Genomic DNA, 23,841 nt, shown 5'->3' with positions numbered 1-23,841 from the left:
AATGAAACAGAATTCAATGAAATGGATAGTGATTGCTAGTGTATGTGTAGCTTCGCTATTTAATATGAAAGCAGCAATGGCAGCCGATGTATTAACCGCAACGCCTGTGACGTATATGCTATCAAGCGAGCTATTAAAAGAGACTTCATTAACGACAAAATATTTACCACCAAACCGTTATGGAATTGAACGTTTACCCAATTGGTTTGCCAACAAGGGGTCTAAAGCCGTTCAAGATTCAGCAAAAACAGCCCAAGCAGTTGTGACGATTGGTGCGGTATGGGCTGATGATCCTCTGTATGTGAACGCAAGATACAGCAATATTCAGATTATTGAGGTTGATGCCTCTCAAGCAATCACTCCTCGCGCACAAGGTGTGGCAGCATTACGTTTATCTGATGGATCGAGTTCAAAATACGCATGGTTAAACCCAACAAATTTAATCCGAATGGTAGCGATTGTTAGTGATGACTTTCAACGTATCTGGCCTGATAAATCAGAGCAGATCCAAAAAAACCAAGAGCAATTTATGCTGTCGGTACGTCAATTAATTAATCAACAACAAAAAGTGATTTTAGATAATGATATCGATTCAGTTATTTTGTTGTCTGAGCAGTTAGAAGACTTTGCCTCTGGTAATCAATTGTTTGTGGTTGATCGCTTAACAAAGCCTGCTCTTGAATGGACAGAAGATGATAAAGCACAGTTGAAAGAATTAATTGAAGAAGATGAGTCAGTTTGGATTATCACAACTCAAAAGCCAAACAAACAGATGCAAGCATTGCTGCCTATGGATCGCGTATTGGTTGTTGATGCGGTTGATCGTTGGGGCAGAGCAGGAATAAACAGTAAAGCGCCATTACAGAGATGGCAATTAGCGTTATAGCCTGATCTAAATTTGGCGAGTTTACTCTAAACAGAAAAGCACGCAATAGACTCTGCTTCACCAGTGACACGAACTTTCTATTTAAGTGAATTTATTCTAATAACTCTTAAACAACGAAAACAAGAGTATAAAGAGCTAGCTAATGACTATATCTTTAATCGTCAGACGCTCTCAAGTAATCGTGCAAAAGGAGGGGAGGGACTGTTGACTCGACAAGCTTGTTGGTATGTTTTTTCTAAATTGGCCGCGATATTGAAAGAGATTGGTGTTGATGTAAAGGTAGGGTGTCATACATTAAGGAAGAGCTTCGCTCGACATTTGTATTTTGCTACGGGTAAAGATATTGGATTGTTGATGACCGTTATTGGACATCAATCTGAAAGCATGAGTTTACGCTATATAGGTTTATTCAAAGATAAGACTGAGTTGGCTCAAAAAAAATTAATTGTCTATTTATCGAGAAAAACTCGCATATGATAACTAGACCACAAATAATGACCTTAATATTAACTATTTATAATGAGTCAAATGTATTTCATATTAAAAATGTATGCATGTGTATTTTAAACACGGCTTTATTTAACAGATGTAAGAGATTGTTAGATAAAGATAAGAAAGTAAGATAGGCAGTGGTTTGCAAAGATAGGATGAAATAGTTTAGTATAAAAGATAACGTTAATACACCGAAACAACTTAGCCGTAACTAATTGATATTTAATAGATAATATGTGGAATGAACAGTTTCTTACATTTGTTAAGTAGGATTTTATTAATATACGGCTTCATATTTCCTTAAATTAAAGTAGTTTATTTTGAGGTGTACTGTTACGTCTTGGAATTGTGTGTTTATTCATGATATTACGATGAATTCTAATTATGGACATGTTGAGAAAAAGGGTTTACGGCCGATTTCATAAGGCGGTCAATGTTTTTGGCTACTTATCTCTAGAGTCAATAATCGATAGTTATTCTGTATATCAATCTGGTTATCGAACTGATAACTCATTTGATCCCATAGAAATGGATCACGTAAATATGAATAGCATTATTCAATCTAAAAAAAATCTTACTCTGTATTCATATTTGAAAATGGAAAAATCGCTAAAGATGAGCAATTGGAATAGAAGTATTAAACATAACGGTACTTTTGATAAATTAGATACAGCTAATTCATTAATGTGCTTTTTAAAAAATAACCTATAGATATATCGAAAGCAGCCACATTCACAATTAAAATTATTTATTTAAGGTATAATTTTATGTTTTAGTGGTGAAGAAATCGAAACTGTCATTATTTTCGTGAATGTAAATCGCTGCCTGTATAATAGAAGGGGATTGGTTCTGGAGTTTGATCGCGATTGCAAAAAAGAAATAGAGGTTAGTCTTTATAATTTTAATTTTTCTATGGATTTTTAGTTAATTAAGGAATATATATAATGAGCAATAAACACATATTAGTCGCTAATTCTGAAACATCATTTTTAGATTTATGTACTAATAATTTAGTCAGTGGCTGTGATGTTTATTGCACGTTTGAAGTTTGTGAAGAAGATATGGGGTGGATGAAACACAACCTTAAAAGAAGTCATGGTCATGATCTTCTATTAAGAGCAATACCTCAGAGGAAAGAGAAAAATAATGGGTTTAATAAAAAATCAAATCAATATTATATGGCTATTTTTTTTATGGTTTTATTCTGTTTTTTCATTCGATTATTAACCGATTAAGTTCGATTTTCTTTATGTTTACATTAAATAAAAAAGTGATGTGCAGTCTTAATTGTTTGTTAGGAGAACGTGATGACGCATCAAATTATAAAATATATATTATAAGGTTAAAATGAATAAGCTAGCAAATTTACCAACTAAACTACTCATGATTATTGCTTTCTTTGTGACATTCATTTCATTTATGTCTATTTATGTTTCTGTAGATAATTCAAATGAAGAGATTAAAAAGAACAGCGACGCAGTAGAAAAAACATACACGATTATGGGACTGGTTCAGCATTCTTTAGAGCAAGTGATTAACATAGAAACCGGTTTCAGGGGGTATATGTTAACTAATGAAAAATCATCACTAATGCCTTATGAGATAGGAGTAAGTTCGATTAATTCAGATCTTGAGAGGTTGTCCACCTTTTTTTCTAATAATTCTACGACAGATCAAACGAATAGATTAAATGCACTTATAAAAACTTATTCAAATTGGAAAGAAAACGTTATAGATCAAGGGATAGAAATTCGGAATACTAAAAGTTTAAGTGAAGCTCTAGAGTTTATAGATAAAGCAGATGGAGAAAAATATGTTAATGAAATTAGAATCGTATTTGATAAAATTTCTGCTGAAGAAAAAAAATTCCTTGCTCAAAGAACGGAGTTGTTGGATGAATCATTAAGTGGATTAATTTCAATTACATTAATCTTAACGTTTATAGGTTGTTTTTTTTCTGCCGTTTTATTCTTTATTATAAATAATATTATCAATAAGAACGTTAATGAAATGTCGTCGGCTATTGCTTTATTGGCGGATGGTGTTTTAAAACCGTTGCCTATTGTTCCATCTAGAAATGAATTTTTTAAAATTAAACAAGAATTCAATAAATCGATTGGAAGGCTATCAAATCTTATTAATGAACTCACTATTTCAGCGGATAATACGAGTTCTTCTTCTGAAGAGTTGACTGCTGTTATGCAAAATACCGCTAAAAATACTCAAAGTGAATTAGCTCAAGTAGAAGAAATATCGACGGCGATTAGTGAATTATCAAGTACTTCAAAAGAGGTATCATCGAATGCGGTTCAAGCTGAAGATGAAACAAGAAAGGCAATTGATAATGTAACTGAAGGAAATAAAGCGCTAGAGCAATCTATTTTATTAACTCAAAACATTAATGAATCGGTTCAAGAAACGGCTTATATGATCGAAGAGCTAAAAAATAGCGCGATTGATATTGGAGAAGTAACAAATGTGATTAGTTCTATTTCTGAGCAAACTAACTTACTGGCTTTGAATGCAGCGATTGAAGCAGCTCGTGCTGGGGAACAAGGTCGTGGTTTTGCGGTGGTAGCCGATGAAGTGCGGAACTTAGCGGGTAAAACTCAAGAGTCGACTAAAAATATTCAAGGCATTATTTCTACACTGCAAGCGCAATCAGAAAAAGCAAATGACAATATGGTAGCAAATGTTAATTCTATTCAAGAGTCAGTGGCATTATCTCATAATGTGAAAGTTTCTTTTGATGATATTGCTCAATCTGTTCAAGCCATCTCAGATATAAATACCTTAGTGGCTACGGCTTCACAAGAGCAATACAATGTGACGGAAGATATCGCTAAAAATACCACGAGAACATTCGACTTAGTAAATGAGAATGTAGCGGCAGTGAATCAGACACAACAAGCTGCGAAAGAATTAGCGCTATTGGCTGTAAAACAAAGCGAAGAGTTGTCTTTCTTTAAGGTGAGTTAAATAAAAACGAAAAGCAGCAGGGGTTAATCTGCTGCTTTTTTATTGTCTTTGTATAAGGTATTAATGAGGGGATATTAAATTTGGTGCGCTACTTTCATTCCAAGAAAGGCTCACCATTAATTTAACGTGCATTTCAATGAGTGAATGAGCTTTCTTATTCCATGTGGATTGATCTTGTTGTTGATTACAAAACTCCAAGCTGAGTACCGTGAGGTGTTGTAATCGTTTTAAGCACCAATCTTTAATATCAATATCCGTTGCAGAGTTAAAGGCGGCCACTTCTAACTTTGCACTGGCGTATTGCAACATTTGGTATGCTTTCTTTTTGTCATGATACTTGGTGTGTTCAAATACTCTTAAACTGCCATCTAACCAACAGGCTATTGCTTTACTTTGCTCGTCAGTCAATGTTGGCCCCCACACCGAATTAGGCGCAGAGTATAAGAGTATTTCAAGCGTTTCTATTTGGTCATATTGCTTTGCTTCATACCAATTAGAAATCGAGATTAACCAAGTATCTAATGTCATTATGCTGCCTCATCCCAATGTTTAACGAAATGGTTGTCGCCAACCTGCTTACACCCTTCTATTACAATACTGCTGCGTTTTCGTATTTCATCAGCGTCTATAAAATAGTTTGGTTCATTTTCGACCAAATTGCCAAAAGGTAAATTTCACTTTTTGGTGAAATCCCCCCTGATATTTATCTGTTTCAATAGTGAGATATTGCATTAAGTATTTATTTTAGAGTATTGACTTTAATTTTTACGTGGTTTTGTTACAGTAGGCTTGAAGGACAAATGTAAACGGATGTAAATAAATACAATAATTATAAAAAGGAATGCTGTATGAACAAATTAACAGCGCTACTCGTACTTTGTTTGATGACTCCTGTTTCAGCGAATGCGCAAGATGAAGTGTCTAAACGTGACTTAGCTCAAGAGCTGAGTCGTGCTTTTCCACAGTTAGAGAAGAGTTTAAAAGGTACGATTAATCAGTATCAATTAAGTGCCTCTTTGTCTGATTTACCTACTCAACCTAAACCTCAAGCTCGAACTTTTATGGCAGCAATGAGTGCGGCTAATGATACTGAGATCGAATCTCGCGGGTTACAGCAATATACTGACGAATTGTTGGAATTGCGTCTTGCTGACCCAAGCATGCTTGCTCGTTGGCAGGCGGGGCAAAGTCCATTATTCGCTTTTGAACCTGAAGGGGCAGAAAGTGAATGGCAATACATTGAAGCATTTGATGTTGATGGCAACGTCCATTACCTAGATATTTATGATATTCCAGAGCGTCCTGTTTTAGTGGTTGATACCAATAACCGCGAAGAACTGAAAGCTGGTTTGGCGTTAATGCGTGATGAGTTAAAAGCATTACAAGAACAGCCGAAAGCACAAAAAATCGCTCGTTACTCTATGATGCAAAGTGCACCAGCAGAGCCAACGGAAATCAATACGACTATATTGAAAAAAATTCAGCTAAAGGATGATCATGAACCATGGATCTCTGGTAAAGCAGAAGTGTATGCGATTGTTTCTGGTGTCAGTCCTGATCGTGATGAACCAACGATTGATCTGATTGAAATGCCGTATCTTGATTACGCCGAGCAATCTTACCCTGCAAATCAAATCATGATTTTTTGGCAGCGTTATCGTTGGGGTGCGGCGGATATTATCTTGATGGAACAAGATGATAAAACGGATTACAAAGAATTAGCTCAAACTATTCTAAAAGCAGCAAGTGACTTTTTAGCGACTATTCCAGATAAAGAAGCGCAGGCTTATTTAATTATCCCTCAAATGACAAGTGCAATCATTGCTTTGCTTCCTGATGATTTGTTCATTAATGATGATGATTTTGTTGATGTGTTCTATACCATAATGAAAGATACAGAATACACAGACCATTCAGGTGCAGGGAACAACGCCACAGCGGATTTTGCACCGTTAATTATTCAAAAAAAAGAATAGTAATTTATTATAATAACAGTGACTTAAAGGCTCATGTTTTTAAGTCACTTTTTTTTAATGACTAAGATCTGCCATGCCATTTAATACAATATTGTTGTAACTTACCATCCCTACTATTTCACCATGTTTAATAACAGGCGCGCGACTAATTCCAAAACGCTCAAACAGACGAGCGCAGTACTTTACGTTCATATCAGGAGAGACAGAAAGGGCTGGTTTTGTCATGATTTCATAGATATTAGTACGATCTGTTGGACGGTTTTGAGCTAGTACTTTTTTGGCAATGTCATTCATCAGAACAATGCCATATTCATCATCATCGTGACGTTTCTTTACGATAAGTGCTTTAACCTGTTTTTGTTTTGCTAGTTGAATTCCCTCAGCAACCGTCATTAAGCCATCAACCATGACATAGGTGTTGGACATAACATTTTCTACTTTTACTTTATTCATAACTTTTCCTCAACGACCTTGGTTAATGTCTCGACTTGGTGAGCAACGCCAACGGCATCTTCAATATCAATTTGAATCGCAATTCCTTGGCCGGATTCAGTATCAAACTCTCCGACATCATTGATGGTCTCTAAAATAGAGCGAGCAAGGTGTTCTTCAACCACGAATAATAAAACATCTTTTTGGACTTCGAGTGTTAGACCAAAGAAAGTCTTTTTCTTATTGAGGCCTTCTCCGCGAGCATGATTAATCACGGTTGCACCAGTCGCTCCAGCATTACGCGCAGCGTCGAGAACCGCATCTGTTTTGGCTTCTTCTACAAAAGCGAGTAATAATTTAAAGCGCATAGGCTTTCTCCTAAATTAATTCGTATTTTCTTGAGATCTAAATTTTGTTTTGGCTTTATAAGCACTGATTTGTGCGTAAGTCATAACGGAAATAATGGGAAATAAACTGGCAAAGGCAATTAATCCAAAGCCATCAATCATGGGATTTCGTCCGGGGATAGTTGAGGCAAGCCCCAATCCCAGAGCGGTGACTAAAGGTACTGTAACGGTTGATGTGGTTACGCCGCCAGAATCGTACGCAAGTGGAATAATCATTTTTGGTGCATAAAAGGTTTGAATCACCACAATGACGTAGCCGACCATGATGTAATAGTGGATAGGATCACCGACAATAATTCGATAACTACCAAGAGAAATACCAAAGGCGACACCCAAAGCAACAGCAATACGTAATCCATTAACGCTAATACTTCCTCCAGAAACCGCATTGGCTTTTATAGCAACGGCAATGAGTGATGGTTCTGCAATGGTAGTACTAAATCCGATCGTTGCAGCGAAAATATAAACCCAATAGTAATCGACCCAATCAAAGGTTTGGCTTAATAGATCTTTACCGTCATAGATAAAGTCAGGCGCGGTTAATTGTGCAGCCATAGATTCACCTAACGGGAAGAGTGCGAGTTCTAATCCCATTAAAAATAGAGATAGCCCTAATATTACGTAAAAGAAGCCAAGAATGACTTTAGGTAAATTGGCTATTGGTTTTTTTAGTACCGCAAATTGGAAGCCAAAAATAATAACGACAATCGGTAATACATCGCGAATGGTTGATAAGAAGGTTTCAAGAAATAGAGTTAAACTGTTCATGCTAATACCATCCCATAGATCATGACAAAAATCATAGGTAGTAACGAAGCAAAAGCGATAAGACCAAAACCATCAAGCATGGGATTTCGCCCTTTAATGGTAGAAGCAAGGCCGACACCAAGAGCGGTAACTAAGGGAACTGTAATTGTGGATGTTGTTACGCCGCCAGAGTCATAGGCAATGCCAATTATATTTTCTGGCGCGAACCACGTAAGAGCGACCACGGTAATATAACCACCGATGATCATGATATGAATTGGCCAACCTTTTAAAATTCGTAACACCCCGAGCACGATAGAAAAACCAACGGACAGAGCAACGGTGAGTCGAAGCCCATTGGTATAATCATCCATATCGTTTTCAGTATGTGGGATCATTCCTCCTTCTGCGGCGACTTCAGCAGCCTCGGCAGCGACCGCAGTAAGGGCGGGCTCTGCTATGGTGGTACCAAATCCAAGACAAAAAGAGAAAAGTAATAACCAAGCCACGCTACCTTTTCTGGCAAATGCTTGTGCCATCGATTCGCCAATAGGGAATAACCCCATCTCTAAACCAAAGATAAAAAAGGTCAAACCCAATACCACAAGTAGCAAACCAAAAAGGATAGAACCAAGGTTTGGTAAGGGCTCTTGTAGTACGGCCAATTGAAAGAAAGCGATAACAAGAATAATAGGCAGGAGATCGCGAAAACTTCCAAGCATGGCACTTAACATTGCTTTAATGGCGTTCACTTATTCTCCTTTTTAAGTTCGCATCTGTATATTCTTTATACTGTGCCAATTAAAATGAGAGTGTGATTAAAGGTGGGTTTTTGTTTATTTTTGCAGAGAATGTTTCGAAATGTTAACTTGGCATTGTAGGGAGAGTATTTGCGAAACAGTTCTAAAATAATGTATTTGGTATTTAATACTAATTAATCTGGCATGTTTTTTAGTTTGATTCAAATTTGTTCTTCTTTGATTGCTTTTCAAACGAAAATTATTACGTATATATTTATTATTCTATCAACTCATTGATTTTTAATGTTATTAAAATTGGCACACCTTTAGCAATAGGGAGGGGGAACATTTATTAATTTTATTTAAAAGGAAGATAGTATGCCAACCCCAGCTTATATGCGTATCGAAGGCGAAAAACAAGGACTGATCACTGCAGGTACTTTTACTGAAGATTCTGTAGGTAACATTTACCAAGAAGGCCATGAAGATGAAGTGTTAGTTCAAGGTTTTGAACACCAAGTGTTATTGCCTCGCGATCCACAATCTGGCCAACCTACAGGTCAACGTGTACATAAGCCAGTACGTATCACTAAGGTATTCGATAAAGCATCACCGCTAATGTATAACGCATTAACGTCTGGTGAAAAATTACCAAAAGTTGAAATCAAATGGTACCGCACTTCAGCGACGGGTACTCAAGAGCATTATTTCACGACAGTTCTTCATGATGCGATTATCGTTGATATCACAGCATCAATGCCAAACTGTCAAGATCCTGCACAAGCACACTTCACACACTTAGAAGACGTATTCATGACATACCGTGCTATTGATTGGACACATGAAGTTGCAGGTACATCTGGTAATGATGATTGGCGTACAGCAATGAAAGCGTAGCCACTCGCATTTTCGGGAGAGTCATTATCATAAACAACCCTAGCTGTTTATGATGGCTCTCCCTTTTTGCGTTTTAGTTTACCAATTTTCACGTAACTAGCTGATTAATAATATGTCATTGTTATATGAGTTAAATATACATTTGTGTTTCAGGAAGAATCATTATGCAGGATGCAAACCAAGCTCAGTTTGAAATTAATGTCGCCACGATAGATATGCCTTTACAAGTCTATGCGTTTTCCGGACAGGAGACGCTGGGTGATGGGTATGAATTTGACGTTACTTTTGTATGTGAAGATCCGGCATTACCTTTAGGGGAGTGGCTTCAATTACCGGTTTGCTTAACTCTATATCATAAGAATGATCCTGCATTAGCTCCTAGATATGTACATGGTATTATTGAGTCTATAGAACAATTAGGCTCGTCATTTCGTTACAGTACTTATAAATTAAATCTTATCCCTATTTTTTCCCTTCTTAATTACCGTACTAACTTTCAGATTTTCCAAAACAAAGCAGTCCCTGACATCATTGCTGAGATTTATAAGCAAGCGGGGATTTTAACGAACCATTTTGAGATTGAGTTATTTAATACTCATCAACCTCGTGATTATTGTGTGCAGTATGGGGAATCGGATTTTGGGTTTGTACAGAGGCTAATGGCAGAAGAAGGGCTCGTTTCTTATTATGAGCATGCCGAACTAGGGTCAAAATTGATTATTTCTGATGGTCCTGAAACCTATACCGAGCTTCAGCCTCTTTGTGTGGCTGCTGACAATGGGATGGTAAAAGATGGCAATACCATTACCTCATTAATTAAAAAACAGAGGGTAGGTGTTGGTAAAGTATCAGTAAAAGATTACCATTTTGAGACCCCTCAACGTTATCCTGTTGGTACGGCTCAGCAAGAAGAGAAAGATAATCAAGCGTCAGAAATGGGGCTAGAGCAGTATTATTATCCTGCGAATAAAAAGACATCGGAAACGGCCATTAAACAGGCTCAGTTATCACTTTTGCAGCATAGAAATAGCAATATAGAATTGGTCGGTGAGAGTGATTGTGCTCAATTAACGGTAGGTCACTTTCAACCTATTCAAGAACATCCAAATCCAGAATGGAATAATACATGGTTATTGACGCAAGTTTTTCATAGTGGGCAACAACCTCAAGTGCTTGAAGCGCTTGCTGATGGTAATTCTCAATATCATGCTAGTTTCCGTTGTTTGCCTTGGCACATTCCTTTTAAAATAAAATCAGAGCCTAAACCTCTTATTCATAATGTAGATACAGCGATTGTTACAGGGCCTGAAAATGAAGAAATTTATTGTGATGAATTTGGACGTGTAAAAGTACAATTTCACTGGGATAGAAATGGACAAGCAAATGAAAAAACCACGTGTTGGTTGAGAACATCACAAGGGTGGGCTGGCAATCAGTATGGTCAATTTGTGTTACCAAGAATAGGCCACGAAGTCATTGTTAGTTTTATTCATGGTGATCCTGATAAACCAATCATCACAGGCTCTCTTTACAATGGTAATAATAAACCCCCTTACTCCCTGCCTGAACACAAGACACGCAGTACCTTTAAAACATCAAGCTCTCTCGGTGGAGAGAATTTTAATGAATTACGTTTTGAAGATAAAAAAGACGCCGAGCAAGTTTATATTCATGCAGCCAAAGACATGGATGGCCAAATACAGAACAACCAAACGATAGAAGTGTTTAATGATGAGCACAAAATAGTACATAACAATCAGTTTAATGAGATAAAAAACAATAAAAACACCACGGTTGATGGAAGCCAATTCGAAACCATTAAAGGAGATTCTCATCATCAAATTAATGGTTCTGTTCATAGCAAAGTAGGAAAAAAACGATTAGAAGAGATTGGTTCTGAATTGCACTTAAAATCAGGGCAAAAAATAGTGTTAGAGGCAGGAACTGAAATCACCATTAAAGCCGGTGGCAGTGTAGTAAAAATCGACCCAGCAGGCGTTCATCTTATTGGGTCTGCCATTAATTTAAACTCAGGCGGAAGCGCAGGAAGTGGCAGTGGTTATGCAGGAAAAGCAGCTGTGTTACCAATGGGGAAGGCGTTAGAGAAAGCTGGCGCCCTGCCAATGAAAGCATCAAAAAGTTCAATGCAGAATGCTCAAAAGCTCAATGCAATCGCAGTTAAGTCTTGTGGGGAGGGATAAAAGCAATGCGTGAGCAAAGTTATCTTATTGTTAATCCGCTTGAAGATAAGGATGTTATTGAACGCTTTTATCATTTTGGTGGAAATGATGCTTATCCTCTGTATTTAGATTCTGAGTTTGATGCACAGAAAGAGATTGGTCCATGGTTATTGCCTTATCCTTCCAAAGACTTTCTAGCTTATTTTGCTAAGAAACCGTCGGGTTTTCATATTTATTTCTCAGATGATATTGAAACACATATACAACATTGGAAAAGTTTAACGTTTGCAGGACTTGATGGTGAATTAGTTTTATTTCGTTACTATGATCGTATGGTTTTAGAGCCGATGCTGTCAGCTTTTAGCCAAATAGAATTATCAACGTTTCTTGGGACGGCAAATCGAATTAAGATTATATCTAATGATATTCCTGTTAGCTTTAAGAATAGCGCCCCAAGGCTTACTCATCAGCTTGAACCATGGTGGAGAATAGAAAAGCACCATTCTCAGTATTCACTTAAAAGGCACGCATGGATTGTTGAACGCTTAGCGTGGCAGCGTTTCCCTGAATTAATGAAAACAGTTTATAACTTAAATTTTGATATTCAGTTGAAGCTAATTGGATTTCTTAAGCAAGGTAGATCTTACCAACTTAGTAACGAAGAATTAGAAGCTTATTCTATGGTTCAGCTTGCTAAAAATACACAATGGGAAGACCAAATTGTTTTTGATGCTTGGTATCTGGATGATAAGCAAATAAATACGGTTAAAAAAGCAGGGAAGCTAGCAATGAGTAATGCCCTTCAACAAGGAAGTGAAATATGAGTGATCGTTGTATTCCCTGTGAAAAAGTCACCAATTGGGTTGAATTGGATTTCAGAGATGAAAATAATCAACCTTATGAGGGCATTGAAGTCACCATTGAAGACGCTGTTGGAACCATTCAAACCATAAGTTTAAAAGCAGGCCCGAACCTTATTGAGAATATAGCGAGTGGCCCAATAAAAGTTAGCATGGAGCCTCAAGAGTTAATTGATCTTGTTGAAGGCAGGGATAAGCGAGTTGAATCAGAAAGCTCCCCAGTTGTTGATTTTTCTAAAGAAGAAAAAGGTGGCTTAAAAGGTGATGTAAACAAGGTATACCAGCAGGTCACACTGGGTGATTTATGGAGTAAAGCACCTGATTATCAATTCCCTGAAGAACACCATAAAGGAAAACTAGGAAATCTAAGTTTTGTTCATAATGAAAGCTACGTTATTGAAATTTTAGATTTTACTAAGCAAGAAATTCGCTTTGGTGTTTTCTTCGATGGAACGGGTAACAATTCGTTTAATGCTGATTTTGGCGCTCGGTGTGAAGACGACGATTTTGTGCCGGATGAGATACAAGGAGTATGCGAAGACTTAACTTCCTTTTCGAAAAGACACCGCGGTAGTTATGATAATTCAATAACGAATATAGGACGTTTAAGTGAATCCTATGATTCAGAGCAAAAAAATGTATTTAGTATATATATGGAAGGGGTAGGAACGAAAGCGTTAGAAGAGGATGAGCGTTTTCCTGATATGGGATTAGGGACAGGTGATCGTGGTGTTATTTCGATTTCACAATTAGCGTGTGAAAAATTAGCTTCTCTGATAATTGAAAATGAAATTAACCATAATTTATCAAATATTGTCTTTGATATTTTTGGTTTTAGTCGAGGGGCAGCTACAGCCCGACATTTTGCTAATGAGATCTATAAAAAAATGGATGGGTTGGTATATGAAAAATTACAATTAAACAGCTCTTCTAAAGTAAGTATTAATTTTATAGGGTTGTACGATACTGTGGCAGCTATTGGCTGTATAAAAGATTTATTGGATACAACAGATGAAAATAATCATGGTATAAATTTATATTTACCTAAAGACATTGCCAATAAAGTGGTGCATTTTACCGCGCATCATGAGTGTAGAGATAATTTTTCATTAAATTCAGTTGCCCCAGAACATCAAGAAATCGCCTTACTTGGCGTTCATTCAGATATCGGTGGTGGATATAAAGATCCGATTGATAGTGTGATGATTATGAAACCATATCTGCGTACCATTAGTGAAGGTGATTGGCATGCGGAACAGCAATTTAATAATAAAGCAGCATATAAAATAGAAGAGATGAAACAAGAATTTTTGCCTTATGTTGTTTCTACAAGTTGTTTTTCGCAAAATAATATAGTTAAAGCAATACTCACTAATAAGCACTATCGATTTAGAGCAACACTATCCATGACGCGAGAAATTTCGCCAGATCTTCAGCTACTATCATTTAATTTAATGCATAAAATAGCGATTGAAAATAAAGTGCCACTCTCTAATAATACTCTAAATGTTGATGATAAATTAACTGAGCTCTACTCATATTATGAAGATTGTTATAGTCATTCAAAAAATATTTCAGGTTTAGCTATTATCAAAGAAATTTCGGAATCTTTATCATCTTACGTTTTAAAACACTACGTTCATTGCTCAGACCATTGGGCTATAGATACAGGGATGTACACAATGAAGCCTAGGGTTAATCAACATGATGAACGTGAAAGGCAAATTTGGTCTCATAAAAAACAAAAAGGGTATCCATTTTGAATCAATTTTTATTAATTATTTTTGGTCTATTATTAGGTGGATGTGTTGATAGTCAGCTTGGAAAATCGAAACAATTAGATGAATGGACGATTTCTACGATGGCTCCAAAATATTATTCAGCATATGTCGATATCTTACTTATTGTCGATGAGGAAAAGCAAGGTGGATGGAGAGGGATGGTTACAAAATCCACTAAGTTCTCTAAACATCCAAACTCTTGGGAAGGGTTAGATCGATATCATTCTGGTTATACAATTCGTAGTACAAAACTACCTGCTTCTTTTTATATTCGTTGGCACTCATTAGCGAATAAAAAAACATACAATAAAACTATCAAAGTATCAGAAGATATCCGTAATAAAATGCGTGAATTTCATGAAATGAGATGCGGTTTTAATAACGGTTTATATCCTTATAAAGATAATATCTTATTAGGTTTAGCTCCTGATGGGATAATATCAGTATTTTTGAATGGGACATGCTTTGATAACGAGCTTCAATTTAAAGTGCAAGCCGTAGAAGATAAAGTAGCTGATGATTTTGTGTATCCTAAGTTAAAAAAAGAATCTCAAGCCTATGTCGATGAGTATGGCGTTCCCGTTGGTATTTGGTGAGAATTGTGATTAATGTTAAAACGTATCTACTCATTACTTTTTGTTTATTGATTAGTGCTTGTTCCGCTAAACATCAAGTTAAATCTCAGCAATTAGATGAGTGGACAGTTTCAACTGTATCCCCTAAAAACTATATAGCACTTACTGATATATTACTTATTACAGGAGAAAGGAAAGAAGGGGGATGGACTGGTTTGGTTGGTAATTATACTACTGAATCTTTGAGTCCTTTGAAATGGGATGGTGCTGAGCGTTATCATTCAGGTTATTCAATTCAAAGTACTGAATTACCTGGACTAGTCTATATTCGTTGGCATTCATTAGCGAATAAAGTCACTTACAATAAAGCAATTAGGATTTCCGACGATATTCGAAATAAAATGCGTGAATACCACGATATACGCTGCGGTTATTATGATTTATTACTTCCATATAAAAATAATATTTTATTAGGCTTAGCTCCAGATGGAATGATTTCTGTATTTCTTAATGGTGGGTGCTTTGATAACGAGCTTCAATTTAAAGTACAAGCCGTAGAGTATAAAGTAGCTGATGATTTTGTGTATCCAGAGTTAAGTGAAGAAGCCCAAGCTTATGTTGATGAGCATGGCGTTCCAGTAGGTATTTGGTGAGTGAGAAAAACTGGCTGCCGCAACAGCCAATTTAATGATCAACGAATAACAATCTTTCTAGGAATTAACTCAATCCCTGCTTGATAGCGTTTTGCTGAAGCATTCAACCCCAATGCTAAGGCACTATCTGCAATTAATTCAAACTGTTGTGGTAGAGAGTTAATCTTAATTGGTAAAAAGTCTAACAAGCGATTATCACCAAAGGTGCCAAGTTTTACTGTTCCCATTAACTCTGGCTTCTCAATCAATACATCCAAAATTCCTTCGAGTAGAATATAAGACGTCGTGATGATTGCATCTGGTACTGTGTCTTCTTTTATCCACTGTTCAAAAACCGCTTTTCCCGATTCGCTGTTAAAGTGCTCACCATGACCTGTAATACTAACTAACTCTTTTTCTTTGGCTTTAGCTTCAAATCCCAGCAGACGCTGACGAGATATATTCAGTTCAGGTAAAGCACCAATTAAGCCAATTGATTTTACGTTTTCATTAACCACTGATTTGGTTAGCTCGTAAGCCGCATCAAAATCCTCACTGATCACACAACCAAAATGTTCATCATCTAACGAGCGGTCAATTGCAATAATCGGAGTACCTTTCTCTTGAATCGTTAAATAGTAGTCACTGCCATCAGGTAAGCAACTTGCCACGAAGAGTGCATCAATACGACGGCTAATTAAGGCATGAGCGACGTTCTTTTCAGTTTCAGGATCATCGTCCGAACAACCAATTAAAATCTGATAACCCGCTTGACGAGAGTTGAACTCTAAAAGTTTAGCAAGCTTGGCATAACTGGTATTTTCAAGATCTGGAATGATTAATCCAAATGAACGGCTGCTGCCTGCTCGTAATGCAGAAGCAGCGTGATCAGGACGATAGTTATGCTCATCAACAACCGCCATTACTTTTAATTGAGTCTTTTCACTGATGCGGTATTTCTGCGCTTTACCATTAATGACATAGCTTGCAGTTGTTTTTGAGACGCCAGCAAGTTTGGCTACTTCATCTAATGTCATGGCTAAGATCCTTAAATTCTGTGGGTCGGATCATATAAATTCAGATCCAATCAGTTTATGAGTTGAATTATATGCTGAATCGTTCCAGTATAAAAGCTGAAAGGATTCAGCAAATTTGAAAAACGTGATATTTACGTTGTTTTTACTTTTTATAAAGCATATTACTGAGTAGAAAGCATTTGCTGAACTTTTTTTAACTGTTTTGCTGAATCGATTAAGCTTGCGTTTAAGCAAGGCTAAAATGGTGATTTAGCAGAGCATAAATCACAAATACAGAGCGAGAGGCTAAGACCCATGCTGACATTGACAAAGAATGACATTACGTTACAGCAAGCAGCAACAGATAAGACAACAGCAATCAAAGCGATTGCAAAGCAACTGACAGAGAAAGGTTTAGTTGCAGAGATGTACGTAGAAGGAATGTTAGATCGTGAGCAACAAAACTCAACGTTTTTAGGTAACGGTATTGCGATTCCACACGGCACAACGGATACCCGTGATTTAGTGAATAACACTGGTGTTGCTGTACATCATTTTCCTCAAGGTGTTAATTGGGGTGATAGTAATGTGGTTTATGTTGCCATTGGTATTGCGGCTAAATCAGATGAGCACCTAGGTATTCTTAAGCAATTAACGAAAGTGTTGTCTGCTGATGGCGTAGAAGAGAAGCTAAAACAAGCAAAAACAGAAGCAGACATCATTGCATTACTTAACGGTGAAGTGCAGTTTGAAGCCGATTTTGATGCATCACTTATCCAATTATTATTCCCTGCAAGCGATATGATCCAAATGAGTGCGGTTGCGGGTGGTTTACTAAAAAACAGTGGTAATGCAGAAAGCCAATTTGTTGCAGAGTTAGTCACTAAAGAGCCTACGCATCTAGGTAAAGGTTTATGGTTGGTAAGTACTGACAAAGGAGTGAAACGCTCTGGTATGTCTATTGTAACAACAGCAAATGGGTGTGAGTTTAATAGTTTGCCTGTAAAAGGTTTGATTGCTATTGCTTCTTGTAATGCTTCTCATCAAGCGTTCTTAACGACGATTACGAAAATGGTTGCAGAGCAACAGCAAGAATCAATTTTGTCTGCAACGTCTGAGCAGTTACTTGCCATGTTCTCGGCGTCTACTGAAGAAGCTGTACTAAGCGCTGATGCGGATAATACTGCAACCTTTAAAATTAAAAATACACACGGTTTACACGCTCGCCCGGGCGCAATGCTTGTTGCTGAAGCGAAAAAATACGAATCAAAAATCACCGTATTAAACGTAAATGGTGACGGAAAAGCGGTGAATGCGAAAAGCTTAATGAAAGTGATTGCGCTTGGCGTTAAACACGGTCATGAACTGCAATTTACAGCAGATGGTTCAGATGCAAAAGAAGCGCTTGCTGGTATTGGTGCTGCAATTGCTTCTGGTTTAGGTGAGGGTTAATTGATGAGCAGTAATCAAAAAAGCAAAGTAGTTACTATCACACTAAACCCTGCTTTAGATTTAACAGGCAGTTTAGATGCGTTATCGGTTGGCTCTGTAAGTTTAGTAAGTAAAGGCTCACTTCATGCAGCAGGTAAAGGCGTTAATGTTGCAAAAGTACTGTCTGACTTAGGTGCTAAAGTTACGGTTACTGGCTTTTTAGGCCGTGATAATGAAGAGCTATTTTGTCAATTGTTTGAAGAAATGAATGCCAACGATGAGTTTATTCGTGTTGATGGTGCAACTCGTATTAATGTGAAGTTGGTCGAAACTGACGGTCGAGTGAGTGACATCAACTTCCCAGGAGTTGAAGTATCACAGCAGGCTATCGCCGAGTTTGAAGTTCGTTTATTTGAATTAGCAAAAACACATGAATTTTTCGTATTAGCGGGCAGTTTACCAAAAGGCATTTCTCCAGAGCAGTGCGCAGAGTGGATTGAAAAGCTGCATCAAATGGGTAAAAAAGTCCTATTTGATAGCAGCCGTGCGGCATTAGCAGCAGGTTTAGAGGCTCACCCTTGGTTAATTAAACCAAACGATGAAGAGCTATCTGAATTTGTAGGTCGTGATTTAGAAACGCCAGAAGCGTGTCAGCAAGCGGCTCAAGATCTTGCACAAAAAGGCATTGAAAATATCGTCGTGTCATTAGGCTCAAAAGGCGTGATGTGGCTTGGTAAGAATGATGAAGTACAACCAGAATGGATGTATTCGCAACCACCAAAAATGAATGTAGTAAGTACCGTTGGTGCGGGTGATACTTTAGTTGCTGGTCTTTGCTGGGGTCATATGCAGCAAGATTGGGATCGTTCACAAATCTTATCTTTTGCTACCGCTTTATCTGCTTTAGCTGTATCGCAGGTTGGCGTTGGTGTACCAAATGTCGAAGACGTAAAAGAATTACAAAAACAAGTAACCCTACACAACCCTATTTCTACAAACGTGCAGTAATGCGTTTAGACTTAGTTTAAGGACAGATTATGAAAAATATAGCTATCGTTACTGCATGCCCAAGTGGTGTAGCAAACAGCATCATTGCTGCAGGTTTATTAGAGCAAGCAGCAACTAAACTAAATTGGAAAGCGACGATTGAATGTCAATCAAGTGTGTTGCCAGTTGAGGTTTTAACTCAAGAAGCAATTGATACGGCGGATGCAATTGTTATTGCTGCAAATTCGATTGTTGATACGTCTCGCTTTGTTGGCAAAAAAGTACATCAAGGTTCAATTTCTGAATGTGCAATTAACTCGGAAGTTTGGCTAGAAAATGCAGTAAACAATGCAAAAGAACTAACGGCATCTGAAGTCACTGTACCAGAAACAGCAATAGTGACAGATGCAACAGGGCCTAAGAAAATCGTAGCGATTACGGCATGTCCAACGGGGGTCGCGCATACTTTCATGGCAGCTGAAGCGCTAGAAGAAGAAGGTAAACGTCAAGGCTACATTATTAAAGTAGAAACTCGTGGCTCTGTTGGTGCTAAAAACCAATTAACAGACCAAGAAATTGCAGAAGCTGATTTAGTTATCATTGCTGCTGACATTGAAGTCGCACTTGATCGCTTTAATGGTAAGCGTCTATATAAAACAAGCACTGGCTTAGCATTAAAGAAAACAGAACAAGAGATGAATAAAGCCTTCTCTGATGCGACTGTTTTCCAATCATCAGGTAAGGCACAATCTTCTCAAACAGAAGAGAAAAAAGGCATGTACAAACACCTTATGACAGGGGTATCACACATGCTTCCTGTTGTTATCGCGGGTGGGTTGCTAATTGCACTGTCATTTGTCTTTGGTATCGAAGCGTTTAAAGAGCCGGATACAATCGCAGCAACATTAATGGATATTGGTGGTGGCGCGGCATTTGCGTTGATGATCCCTGTTCTTGCGGGTTTTATTGCGTTCTCGATTGCTGACCGTCCGGGTCTGGCTCCGGGTCTAATCGGCGGTATGTTGGCTAGCTCAACTGGTGCGGGTTTCCTTGGTGGTATAGCGGCAGGTTTCATTGCCGGTTACTCTGCAAAATTCATTGCGGACAAAGTATCTCTTCCTCAATCTATGGAAGCACTTAAACCAATTCTAATCATTCCGTTTGTGGCGAGTTTGTTCACAGGTCTTGTAATGATTTATGTTGTTGGTGGTCCAGTATCAGGCATCATGTCTGCGCTGACTGAGTTCTTAAACAACATGGGTTCAACTAACGCAGTGCTTCTGGGTGTTATTCTTGGTTGTATGATGTGTTTCGACTTAGGTGGTCCAGTAAATAAAGCGGCATACACATTTGGTGTTGGTCTTCTGGCTTCTCAAACATATGGTCCAATGGCGGCTATCATGGCAGCAGGTATGGTTCCTGCGCTAGGTATGGGTTTAGCGACATTCCTTGCTAAAAACAAGTTTGAAGCCGGTGAGCGTGAAGCGGGTAAAGCGTCATTTGTTCTTGGTCTATGCTTCATCTCTGAAGGTGCGATTCCATTTGCAGCGAAAGACCCAATGCGTGTTATCCCAAGCTGTATGGCGGGTGGTGCATTAACGGGTGGTCTATCGATGCTATTTGGTGCTCAACTACTTGCTCCACACGGTGGTCTGTTCGTACTTCTTATTCCAAACGCAATTACGCCAGTATTCATGTACTTGGTAGCGATTGCAGCGGGTACTGCGGTAACTGGTTTTACTTACGCTTTCTTGAAAAACAAAGCGGATGAGAAAGATGCAGTAGCTGCATAATAAACAGGTAATTTAAAACAAAATGGGCGCTTCCAAATGTATGGAAGTGCCCATTTTTTATGTTTTTAGAATGTTCTAAAACATGAAGTTTACGCCAGCACCAATCGAAGAGATGTAATCGTCCGAAGCCAATGGCATATACTGATATTCAAGGTTGAAAGTAACAGAAGGGAATAGCTTCATTACCGTACCTACAGCAACATAAGGTTTAGTTGATACCGCCTCTTGTTTTAGTGTTTGATTATTCGCTTTATATTGGTATTCAACATTAGTGCGGTTTAAGCCGAATTTTCCATAGAAGGAGCCGTAGTAAGACATAGGAAAATACATTTTTGCTGCAATAGTCGCACCCGTAGCAGATGCTTTATCATTATCAATTGCGATATCATTCATTGATGCAGTCATGTAATAGCTTAGATCCATCGCTATCATCGGCGCGAAATGATAGTTATAACCGACTTGGGTCATTAAACCACTACCATGTGAGTCATCAATTTTCAGGTTAGCAAAACTTGGCTGAATATAGATTTGGTGTAAAGTGTCTGTTGCTTGTGCAGATGCTGTAGCACCTAGCAACAAAAATGGGAGTAACCTTTTCATTATAAACTCGTCTTTTTAACCTAATGCGTGATTTTATTGTGAATGAGACAATGTTGTAAAGAGGAATTAAAGAAGAAATGACATTAACTATTTGGTTTTCATTATTATTGGTATCAATGTTGGGAGCAATGTCGCCGGGGCCAAGTTTAGCTACAGTTGCAAAGCACACGTTATCTGGTCGACGAATTAATGGGATTGCTGCCGCATGGACACACTCCATTGGTATTGGAATTTATGCGTTTGTTACTGTGATCGGATTAGCGGTTGTATTACAACAATCCCCGATTTTGTTTAAAACGATCAGTTATTTGGGAGTTGCGTATCTGGCTTATTTAGGCTATGGAGCATTGCGTTCTACTGGAGGAATAGCAGCAAAGCTTGAATCAGGAGAACAAGTGTCAATTTTAGAATCCGCAAAAGAAGGCTTACTTATCTCTCTTTTGAATCCTAAAATTGCATTATTTTTCTTAGCGTTGTTTAGTCAATTTGTTGCAGTGGGTAACGCTCCATTAGACAAAGCAATAATAGTTGTTACTCCTATTATCATTGATGGCCTGTGGTATACCATTATTAGCTGTTTATTATCAGCACCTAAGATTGTTGATAAGCTTAGAGCTCAAGCTAAATGGATTGATCGCCTTTCTGGGGTGGTCTTAATTTTGTTAGCACTACGAGTTATTTTTTATACTTAACTTATTCATTTAAAGTATGACTCGAAAGAGGAAGTGAGATTAAAATAAGTGTTCACTTTTTTTGATGGCTGTTTTCACTTAGTATTACGAATAAGTTTCAAGAGCATACAGTGTATGCGTAAAAGCATTCTATTATTTTTGTTATTAATACATAAGGTTTCTCATGACATTTCAAGCTGCAATTTTCGATATGGATGGACTACTTCTAGATACAGAACGTGTTTGTATGTCTGTTTTTAAACAAGCATGTGAAGCTGAGAATGTTCCATTTCTCGAAGACGTGTATCTTTCTGGTATTGGCTGTAACTCTAAGCGTATTGAAGAGCTTTTCCGTGAAGGTTATGGTCCAGAGGTTGATTATCCTGCATTGAATAAGGCGTGGCGTGTTCGTTATTTTTCTATCGTACAAAATCAAGCTACTCCAGTTAAAGAGGGTGTGATTGAACTTTTAGAATGGTTAAAAGTGAATAAGATCCCAATGGCTGTCGCGACATCAACTCAAAATGATATTGCAATTAAAAAATTAGAATTAGCCGGTCTTAATGGTTATTTTGACGTGTTAGCAACGGGGTGTGAGGTGGAGAACAGTAAGCCTCACCCTGAAATTTATTTATTAGCGGCTGAACGTTTGGGGATCGCTCCTGAAGTATGTTTGGCATTTGAAGATTCTAATAATGGGACGCGTGCTGCGGTAGCTGCAAGTATGATCACATATCAAATTCCAGATCTTGTTGAGCCTAGTGCCGAAGTCATAGATCTTGGACACGACATTAAGCCTTCAATGATTAATGTACTTGAACATTTAAAGATGCAATGCGCTTAAAGCTATTTGATTATCACCGAGATTTAGCCAGATTAAGCAGTCGTTCTGGCATCGGTGCAGTTTGAATACTTGAGTAAATTAAGCTGAACAAGCACTTTTTCAAGGTTGAAGCGTCTATTGAGCTTAAAACAAAACTCTCCCAAATAGCGAGGAATATGTTTCTTGCATGGTAAGTCCCATGCATTGAATTTTTATACCAATTATAGTAAATAACGGCGTTGTTGACTAAATAAGTTGAACCTTTCCTCAATCCTGCGATCTGCTCCCATGGAGCAGAAGCATAGTGATGTTATGGGTAAATCGAAGAAGAAGATAACGAACTGGAATGAGTATAATGAAGCCTTGTGCAAATGAGGCTCAGTAACTTTTTGGATTGACGACTCAGCCGTTAAAGCGTGGCAATGCAAAAAACACCATGGCAAACGTGGTAGAGGCTTTCAATTTCCTGATACAGCTATTGAAACAGCTTTGATGATTAAAGGAATTTTCTCTCTCCCTTTACGGGCGCTTCAAGGTTTTATCGATTCTATATTTTCTTTGATGAACGTCCCTTTGCGATCCCCTAACTACACTAGTATCAGCAAGCGTTCAAAGACCGTTAAGGTCAAATATAAGAACAAATCTAAAGGTCCAGTTCGTCACATCTCAATTGATTCAACAGGTCTGAAAGTCTTTGGTGAAGGCGAATGGAAAGTGAAAAAGCATGGCGCAGAAAAGCGTAGAACGTGGCGTAAACTGCATCTTGCCGTTGATGTCGATACCCATGATGTTGTCAGCGCAGAAGTTAGCCTCGTCAATGTTGGTGATAGTGAAGCTCTCCCAACTCTGTTGAACCCACTTCGTAGAAAGGTGCATTCCGTATCAGCAGACGGTGCTTATGACACGAAAAAGTGCCATGAAGTATTGCAGACCAAA

23 protein-coding genes and 3 pseudogenes are annotated in these 23,841 nt (G+C 37.8%); 17 read left to right on the top strand and 9 right to left on the bottom strand.

What is annotated here, in order from left to right:
• Window position 1 precedes the first annotated feature (1 nt).
• From BTO22_RS16045 to BTO22_RS16025, 4 genes are all read left to right on the top strand, one after another.
• Entirely contained in the window at window positions 2-886 is an 885-nt protein-coding gene (locus BTO22_RS16045) for a metal ABC transporter solute-binding protein, Zn/Mn family (protein WP_105056335.1), read from the top strand.
• Between the two features lie 63 nt (window positions 887-949).
• Entirely contained in the window at window positions 950-1,363 is a 414-nt protein-coding gene (locus tag BTO22_RS16040) for a tyrosine-type recombinase/integrase (protein ID WP_258132639.1), read from the top strand.
• A 959-nt stretch (window positions 1,364-2,322) separates the two neighbouring features.
• The gene (locus BTO22_RS16030) at window positions 2,323-2,613 is read left to right on the top strand and encodes a hypothetical protein (RefSeq protein WP_105056333.1); all 291 of its coding nucleotides are present in this window, start codon (window positions 2,323-2,325) and stop codon (window positions 2,611-2,613) included.
• Between the two features lie 112 nt (window positions 2,614-2,725).
• Window positions 2,726-4,357 (top strand): methyl-accepting chemotaxis protein, encoded by a 1,632-nt coding sequence (locus BTO22_RS16025; protein ID WP_105056332.1) that lies wholly within the window; start codon window positions 2,726-2,728, stop codon window positions 4,355-4,357.
• A gap of 60 nt (window positions 4,358-4,417) precedes the next feature.
• Here the strand turns inward: BTO22_RS16025 and BTO22_RS16020 are convergent, their stop codons facing one another.
• Both BTO22_RS16020 and BTO22_RS20270 read right to left on the bottom strand, forming a co-directional pair.
• Window positions 4,418-4,885: a transcriptional regulator gene (locus BTO22_RS16020; protein ID WP_105056331.1), complete on the bottom strand. Its 468-nt coding sequence runs from the start codon at window positions 4,883-4,885 to the stop codon at window positions 4,418-4,420.
• Window positions 4,885-5,031 (bottom strand): annotated as a pseudogene (locus BTO22_RS20270) (ABC transporter ATP-binding protein); the annotation flags it as partial. The gene BTO22_RS16020 and the pseudogene BTO22_RS20270, both read right to left, overlap by 1 nt.
• A gap of 174 nt (window positions 5,032-5,205) precedes the next feature.
• Between BTO22_RS20270 and BTO22_RS16010 the strand changes: the two are divergent.
• Window positions 5,206-6,333, top strand: coding sequence for a DUF3103 domain-containing protein (locus BTO22_RS16010; protein WP_105056330.1), 1,128 nt, complete (start codon window positions 5,206-5,208; stop codon window positions 6,331-6,333).
• A 54-nt stretch (window positions 6,334-6,387) separates the two neighbouring features.
• Here BTO22_RS16010 and BTO22_RS16005 read toward each other — a convergent pair whose 3' ends face one another.
• Genes BTO22_RS16005 through BTO22_RS15990 form a run of 4 tightly spaced genes read right to left on the bottom strand, consistent with a single transcriptional unit; the run spans window position 6,388 to window position 8,671 of the window.
• Window positions 6,388-6,786, bottom strand: coding sequence for a CBS domain-containing protein (locus BTO22_RS16005; protein ID WP_060992096.1), 399 nt, complete (start codon window positions 6,784-6,786; stop codon window positions 6,388-6,390).
• Window positions 6,783-7,133, bottom strand: coding sequence for a P-II family nitrogen regulator (locus BTO22_RS16000; protein WP_105056329.1), 351 nt, complete (start codon window positions 7,131-7,133; stop codon window positions 6,783-6,785). The genes BTO22_RS16005 and BTO22_RS16000 overlap by 4 nt, the downstream gene beginning before the upstream one ends.
• Before the next feature lie 15 nt (window positions 7,134-7,148).
• Window positions 7,149-7,940, bottom strand: a complete 792-nt coding sequence (locus BTO22_RS15995) for a DUF1538 domain-containing protein (protein WP_105056328.1) — start codon at window positions 7,938-7,940, stop codon at window positions 7,149-7,151.
• Window positions 7,937-8,671, bottom strand: coding sequence for a DUF1538 domain-containing protein (locus tag BTO22_RS15990; RefSeq protein WP_105056327.1), 735 nt, complete (start codon window positions 8,669-8,671; stop codon window positions 7,937-7,939). The genes BTO22_RS15995 and BTO22_RS15990 overlap by 4 nt, the downstream gene beginning before the upstream one ends.
• A 366-nt stretch (window positions 8,672-9,037) precedes the next feature.
• Here BTO22_RS15990 and BTO22_RS15985 point away from each other — a divergent pair, with 366 nt between their 5' ends.
• The 6 genes from BTO22_RS15985 to BTO22_RS15960 all read left to right on the top strand — a co-directional run bounded on the left by BTO22_RS15985 (window position 9,038) and on the right by BTO22_RS15960 (window position 15,605).
• Window positions 9,038-9,556 (top strand): Hcp family type VI secretion system effector, encoded by a 519-nt coding sequence (locus BTO22_RS15985; protein WP_045104268.1) that lies wholly within the window; start codon window positions 9,038-9,040, stop codon window positions 9,554-9,556.
• Between the two features lie 164 nt (window positions 9,557-9,720).
• The gene (locus BTO22_RS15980; protein ID WP_105056326.1) at window positions 9,721-11,757 is read left to right on the top strand and encodes a type VI secretion system Vgr family protein; all 2,037 of its coding nucleotides are present in this window, start codon (window positions 9,721-9,723) and stop codon (window positions 11,755-11,757) included.
• Window positions 11,758-11,762: 5 nt separating this feature from the next.
• Window positions 11,763-12,560, top strand: a complete 798-nt coding sequence (locus BTO22_RS15975; RefSeq protein ID WP_105056325.1) for a DUF4123 domain-containing protein — start codon at window positions 11,763-11,765, stop codon at window positions 12,558-12,560.
• Window positions 12,557-14,359: a T6SS phospholipase effector Tle1-like catalytic domain-containing protein gene (locus BTO22_RS15970; protein WP_181044672.1), complete on the top strand. Its 1,803-nt coding sequence runs from the start codon at window positions 12,557-12,559 to the stop codon at window positions 14,357-14,359. Before BTO22_RS15975 ends, BTO22_RS15970 begins: the two co-directional genes overlap by 4 nt.
• Window positions 14,356-14,973, top strand: coding sequence for a DUF2931 family protein (locus BTO22_RS15965; protein ID WP_181044671.1), 618 nt, complete (start codon window positions 14,356-14,358; stop codon window positions 14,971-14,973). Before BTO22_RS15970 ends, BTO22_RS15965 begins: the two co-directional genes overlap by 4 nt.
• A gap of 5 nt (window positions 14,974-14,978) precedes the next feature.
• Entirely contained in the window at window positions 14,979-15,605 is a 627-nt protein-coding gene (locus BTO22_RS15960; protein ID WP_258132635.1) for a DUF2931 family protein, read from the top strand.
• A gap of 38 nt (window positions 15,606-15,643) precedes the next feature.
• On the opposite strand, the gene cra is transcribed toward BTO22_RS15960, so the two are convergent.
• Window positions 15,644-16,621, bottom strand: a complete 978-nt coding sequence (gene cra / locus BTO22_RS15955) for a catabolite repressor/activator (protein WP_105056324.1) — start codon at window positions 16,619-16,621, stop codon at window positions 15,644-15,646.
• Between the two features lie 294 nt (window positions 16,622-16,915).
• Between cra and fruB the strand changes: the two genes are divergently transcribed.
• Genes fruB through fruA form a run of 3 tightly spaced genes read left to right on the top strand, consistent with a single transcriptional unit; the run spans window position 16,916 to window position 20,811 of the window.
• Window positions 16,916-18,052 (top strand): fused PTS fructose transporter subunit IIA/HPr protein, encoded by a 1,137-nt coding sequence (gene fruB, locus BTO22_RS15950; RefSeq protein ID WP_105056323.1) that lies wholly within the window; start codon window positions 16,916-16,918, stop codon window positions 18,050-18,052.
• Window positions 18,053-18,055: 3 nt separating this feature from the next.
• Window positions 18,056-19,039 carry a 1-phosphofructokinase gene (gene pfkB, locus BTO22_RS15945; protein WP_105056322.1) on the top strand — a complete coding sequence of 328 codons (984 nt, stop codon included), beginning with the start codon at window positions 18,056-18,058 and terminating at the stop codon, window positions 19,037-19,039.
• Window positions 19,040-19,068: 29 nt separating this feature from the next.
• A complete protein-coding gene (gene fruA / locus BTO22_RS15940; protein WP_105056321.1) occupies window positions 19,069-20,811 on the top strand; it encodes a PTS fructose transporter subunit IIBC in 1,743 nt (580 codons plus the stop codon).
• Window positions 20,812-20,886: 75 nt separating this feature from the next.
• Here the strand turns inward: fruA and BTO22_RS15935 are convergent, their stop codons facing one another.
• Complete coding sequence (locus BTO22_RS15935; protein ID WP_105056320.1) at window positions 20,887-21,411, bottom strand: outer membrane beta-barrel protein; 525 nt, start codon at window positions 21,409-21,411, stop codon at window positions 20,887-20,889.
• Between the two features lie 77 nt (window positions 21,412-21,488).
• Between BTO22_RS15935 and BTO22_RS15930 the strand changes: the two genes are divergently transcribed.
• Together BTO22_RS15930 and BTO22_RS15925 are read left to right on the top strand one after the other, a co-directional pair.
• Window positions 21,489-22,103 (top strand): LysE family translocator, encoded by a 615-nt coding sequence (locus BTO22_RS15930; protein ID WP_105056319.1) that lies wholly within the window; start codon window positions 21,489-21,491, stop codon window positions 22,101-22,103.
• A gap of 163 nt (window positions 22,104-22,266) precedes the next feature.
• Entirely contained in the window at window positions 22,267-22,926 is a 660-nt protein-coding gene (locus BTO22_RS15925; RefSeq protein WP_105056318.1) for an HAD family hydrolase, read from the top strand.
• Window positions 22,927-22,939: 13 nt separating this feature from the next.
• Here BTO22_RS15925 and BTO22_RS15920 read toward each other — a convergent pair.
• A pseudogene (locus BTO22_RS15920) lies at window positions 22,940-23,122 on the bottom strand (IS1595 family transposase); the annotation flags it as partial.
• Between the two features lie 95 nt (window positions 23,123-23,217).
• Between BTO22_RS15920 and BTO22_RS15915 the strand changes: the two are divergent.
• Window positions 23,218-23,841 (top strand): annotated as a pseudogene (locus BTO22_RS15915) (IS5 family transposase); the annotation flags it as partial.

The organism is Aliivibrio sifiae, assembly GCF_002954705.1.
Taxonomy (GTDB): Bacteria; Pseudomonadota; Gammaproteobacteria; order Enterobacterales; family Vibrionaceae; genus Aliivibrio; species Aliivibrio sifiae_A.
This window is presented reverse-complemented; position numbering and strand designations above follow the sequence as displayed.

Excerpts from the sequence above, each read along its gene's own strand:
- BTO22_RS16045 (WP_105056335.1), top strand. The coding sequence starts at position 2 with ATGAAACAGAATTCAATGAAATGGATAGTGATTGCTAGTGTATGTGTA.
- BTO22_RS16030 (WP_105056333.1), top strand. The coding sequence starts at position 2,323 with ATGAGCAATAAACACATATTAGTCGCTAATTCTGAAACATCATTTTTA.
- BTO22_RS16025 (WP_105056332.1), top strand. The coding sequence starts at position 2,726 with ATGAATAAGCTAGCAAATTTACCAACTAAACTACTCATGATTATTGCT.
- BTO22_RS16020 (WP_105056331.1), bottom strand. The coding sequence starts at position 4,885 with ATGACATTAGATACTTGGTTAATCTCGATTTCTAATTGGTATGAAGCA.
- BTO22_RS16010 (WP_105056330.1), top strand. The coding sequence starts at position 5,206 with ATGAACAAATTAACAGCGCTACTCGTACTTTGTTTGATGACTCCTGTT.
- BTO22_RS16005 (WP_060992096.1), bottom strand. The coding sequence starts at position 6,786 with ATGAATAAAGTAAAAGTAGAAAATGTTATGTCCAACACCTATGTCATG.
- BTO22_RS16000 (WP_105056329.1), bottom strand. The coding sequence starts at position 7,133 with ATGCGCTTTAAATTATTACTCGCTTTTGTAGAAGAAGCCAAAACAGAT.
- BTO22_RS15995 (WP_105056328.1), bottom strand. The coding sequence starts at position 7,940 with ATGAACAGTTTAACTCTATTTCTTGAAACCTTCTTATCAACCATTCGC.
- BTO22_RS15985 (WP_045104268.1), top strand. The coding sequence starts at position 9,038 with ATGCCAACCCCAGCTTATATGCGTATCGAAGGCGAAAAACAAGGACTG.
- BTO22_RS15980 (WP_105056326.1), top strand. The coding sequence starts at position 9,721 with ATGCAGGATGCAAACCAAGCTCAGTTTGAAATTAATGTCGCCACGATA.
- BTO22_RS15975 (WP_105056325.1), top strand. The coding sequence starts at position 11,763 with ATGCGTGAGCAAAGTTATCTTATTGTTAATCCGCTTGAAGATAAGGAT.
- BTO22_RS15970 (WP_181044672.1), top strand. The coding sequence starts at position 12,557 with ATGAGTGATCGTTGTATTCCCTGTGAAAAAGTCACCAATTGGGTTGAA.
- cra (WP_105056324.1), bottom strand. The coding sequence starts at position 16,621 with ATGACATTAGATGAAGTAGCCAAACTTGCTGGCGTCTCAAAAACAACT.
- fruB (WP_105056323.1), top strand. The coding sequence starts at position 16,916 with ATGCTGACATTGACAAAGAATGACATTACGTTACAGCAAGCAGCAACA.
- pfkB (WP_105056322.1), top strand. The coding sequence starts at position 18,056 with ATGAGCAGTAATCAAAAAAGCAAAGTAGTTACTATCACACTAAACCCT.
- fruA (WP_105056321.1), top strand. The coding sequence starts at position 19,069 with ATGAAAAATATAGCTATCGTTACTGCATGCCCAAGTGGTGTAGCAAAC.
- BTO22_RS15935 (WP_105056320.1), bottom strand. The coding sequence starts at position 21,411 with ATGAAAAGGTTACTCCCATTTTTGTTGCTAGGTGCTACAGCATCTGCA.
- BTO22_RS15930 (WP_105056319.1), top strand. The coding sequence starts at position 21,489 with ATGACATTAACTATTTGGTTTTCATTATTATTGGTATCAATGTTGGGA.
- BTO22_RS15925 (WP_105056318.1), top strand. The coding sequence starts at position 22,267 with ATGACATTTCAAGCTGCAATTTTCGATATGGATGGACTACTTCTAGAT.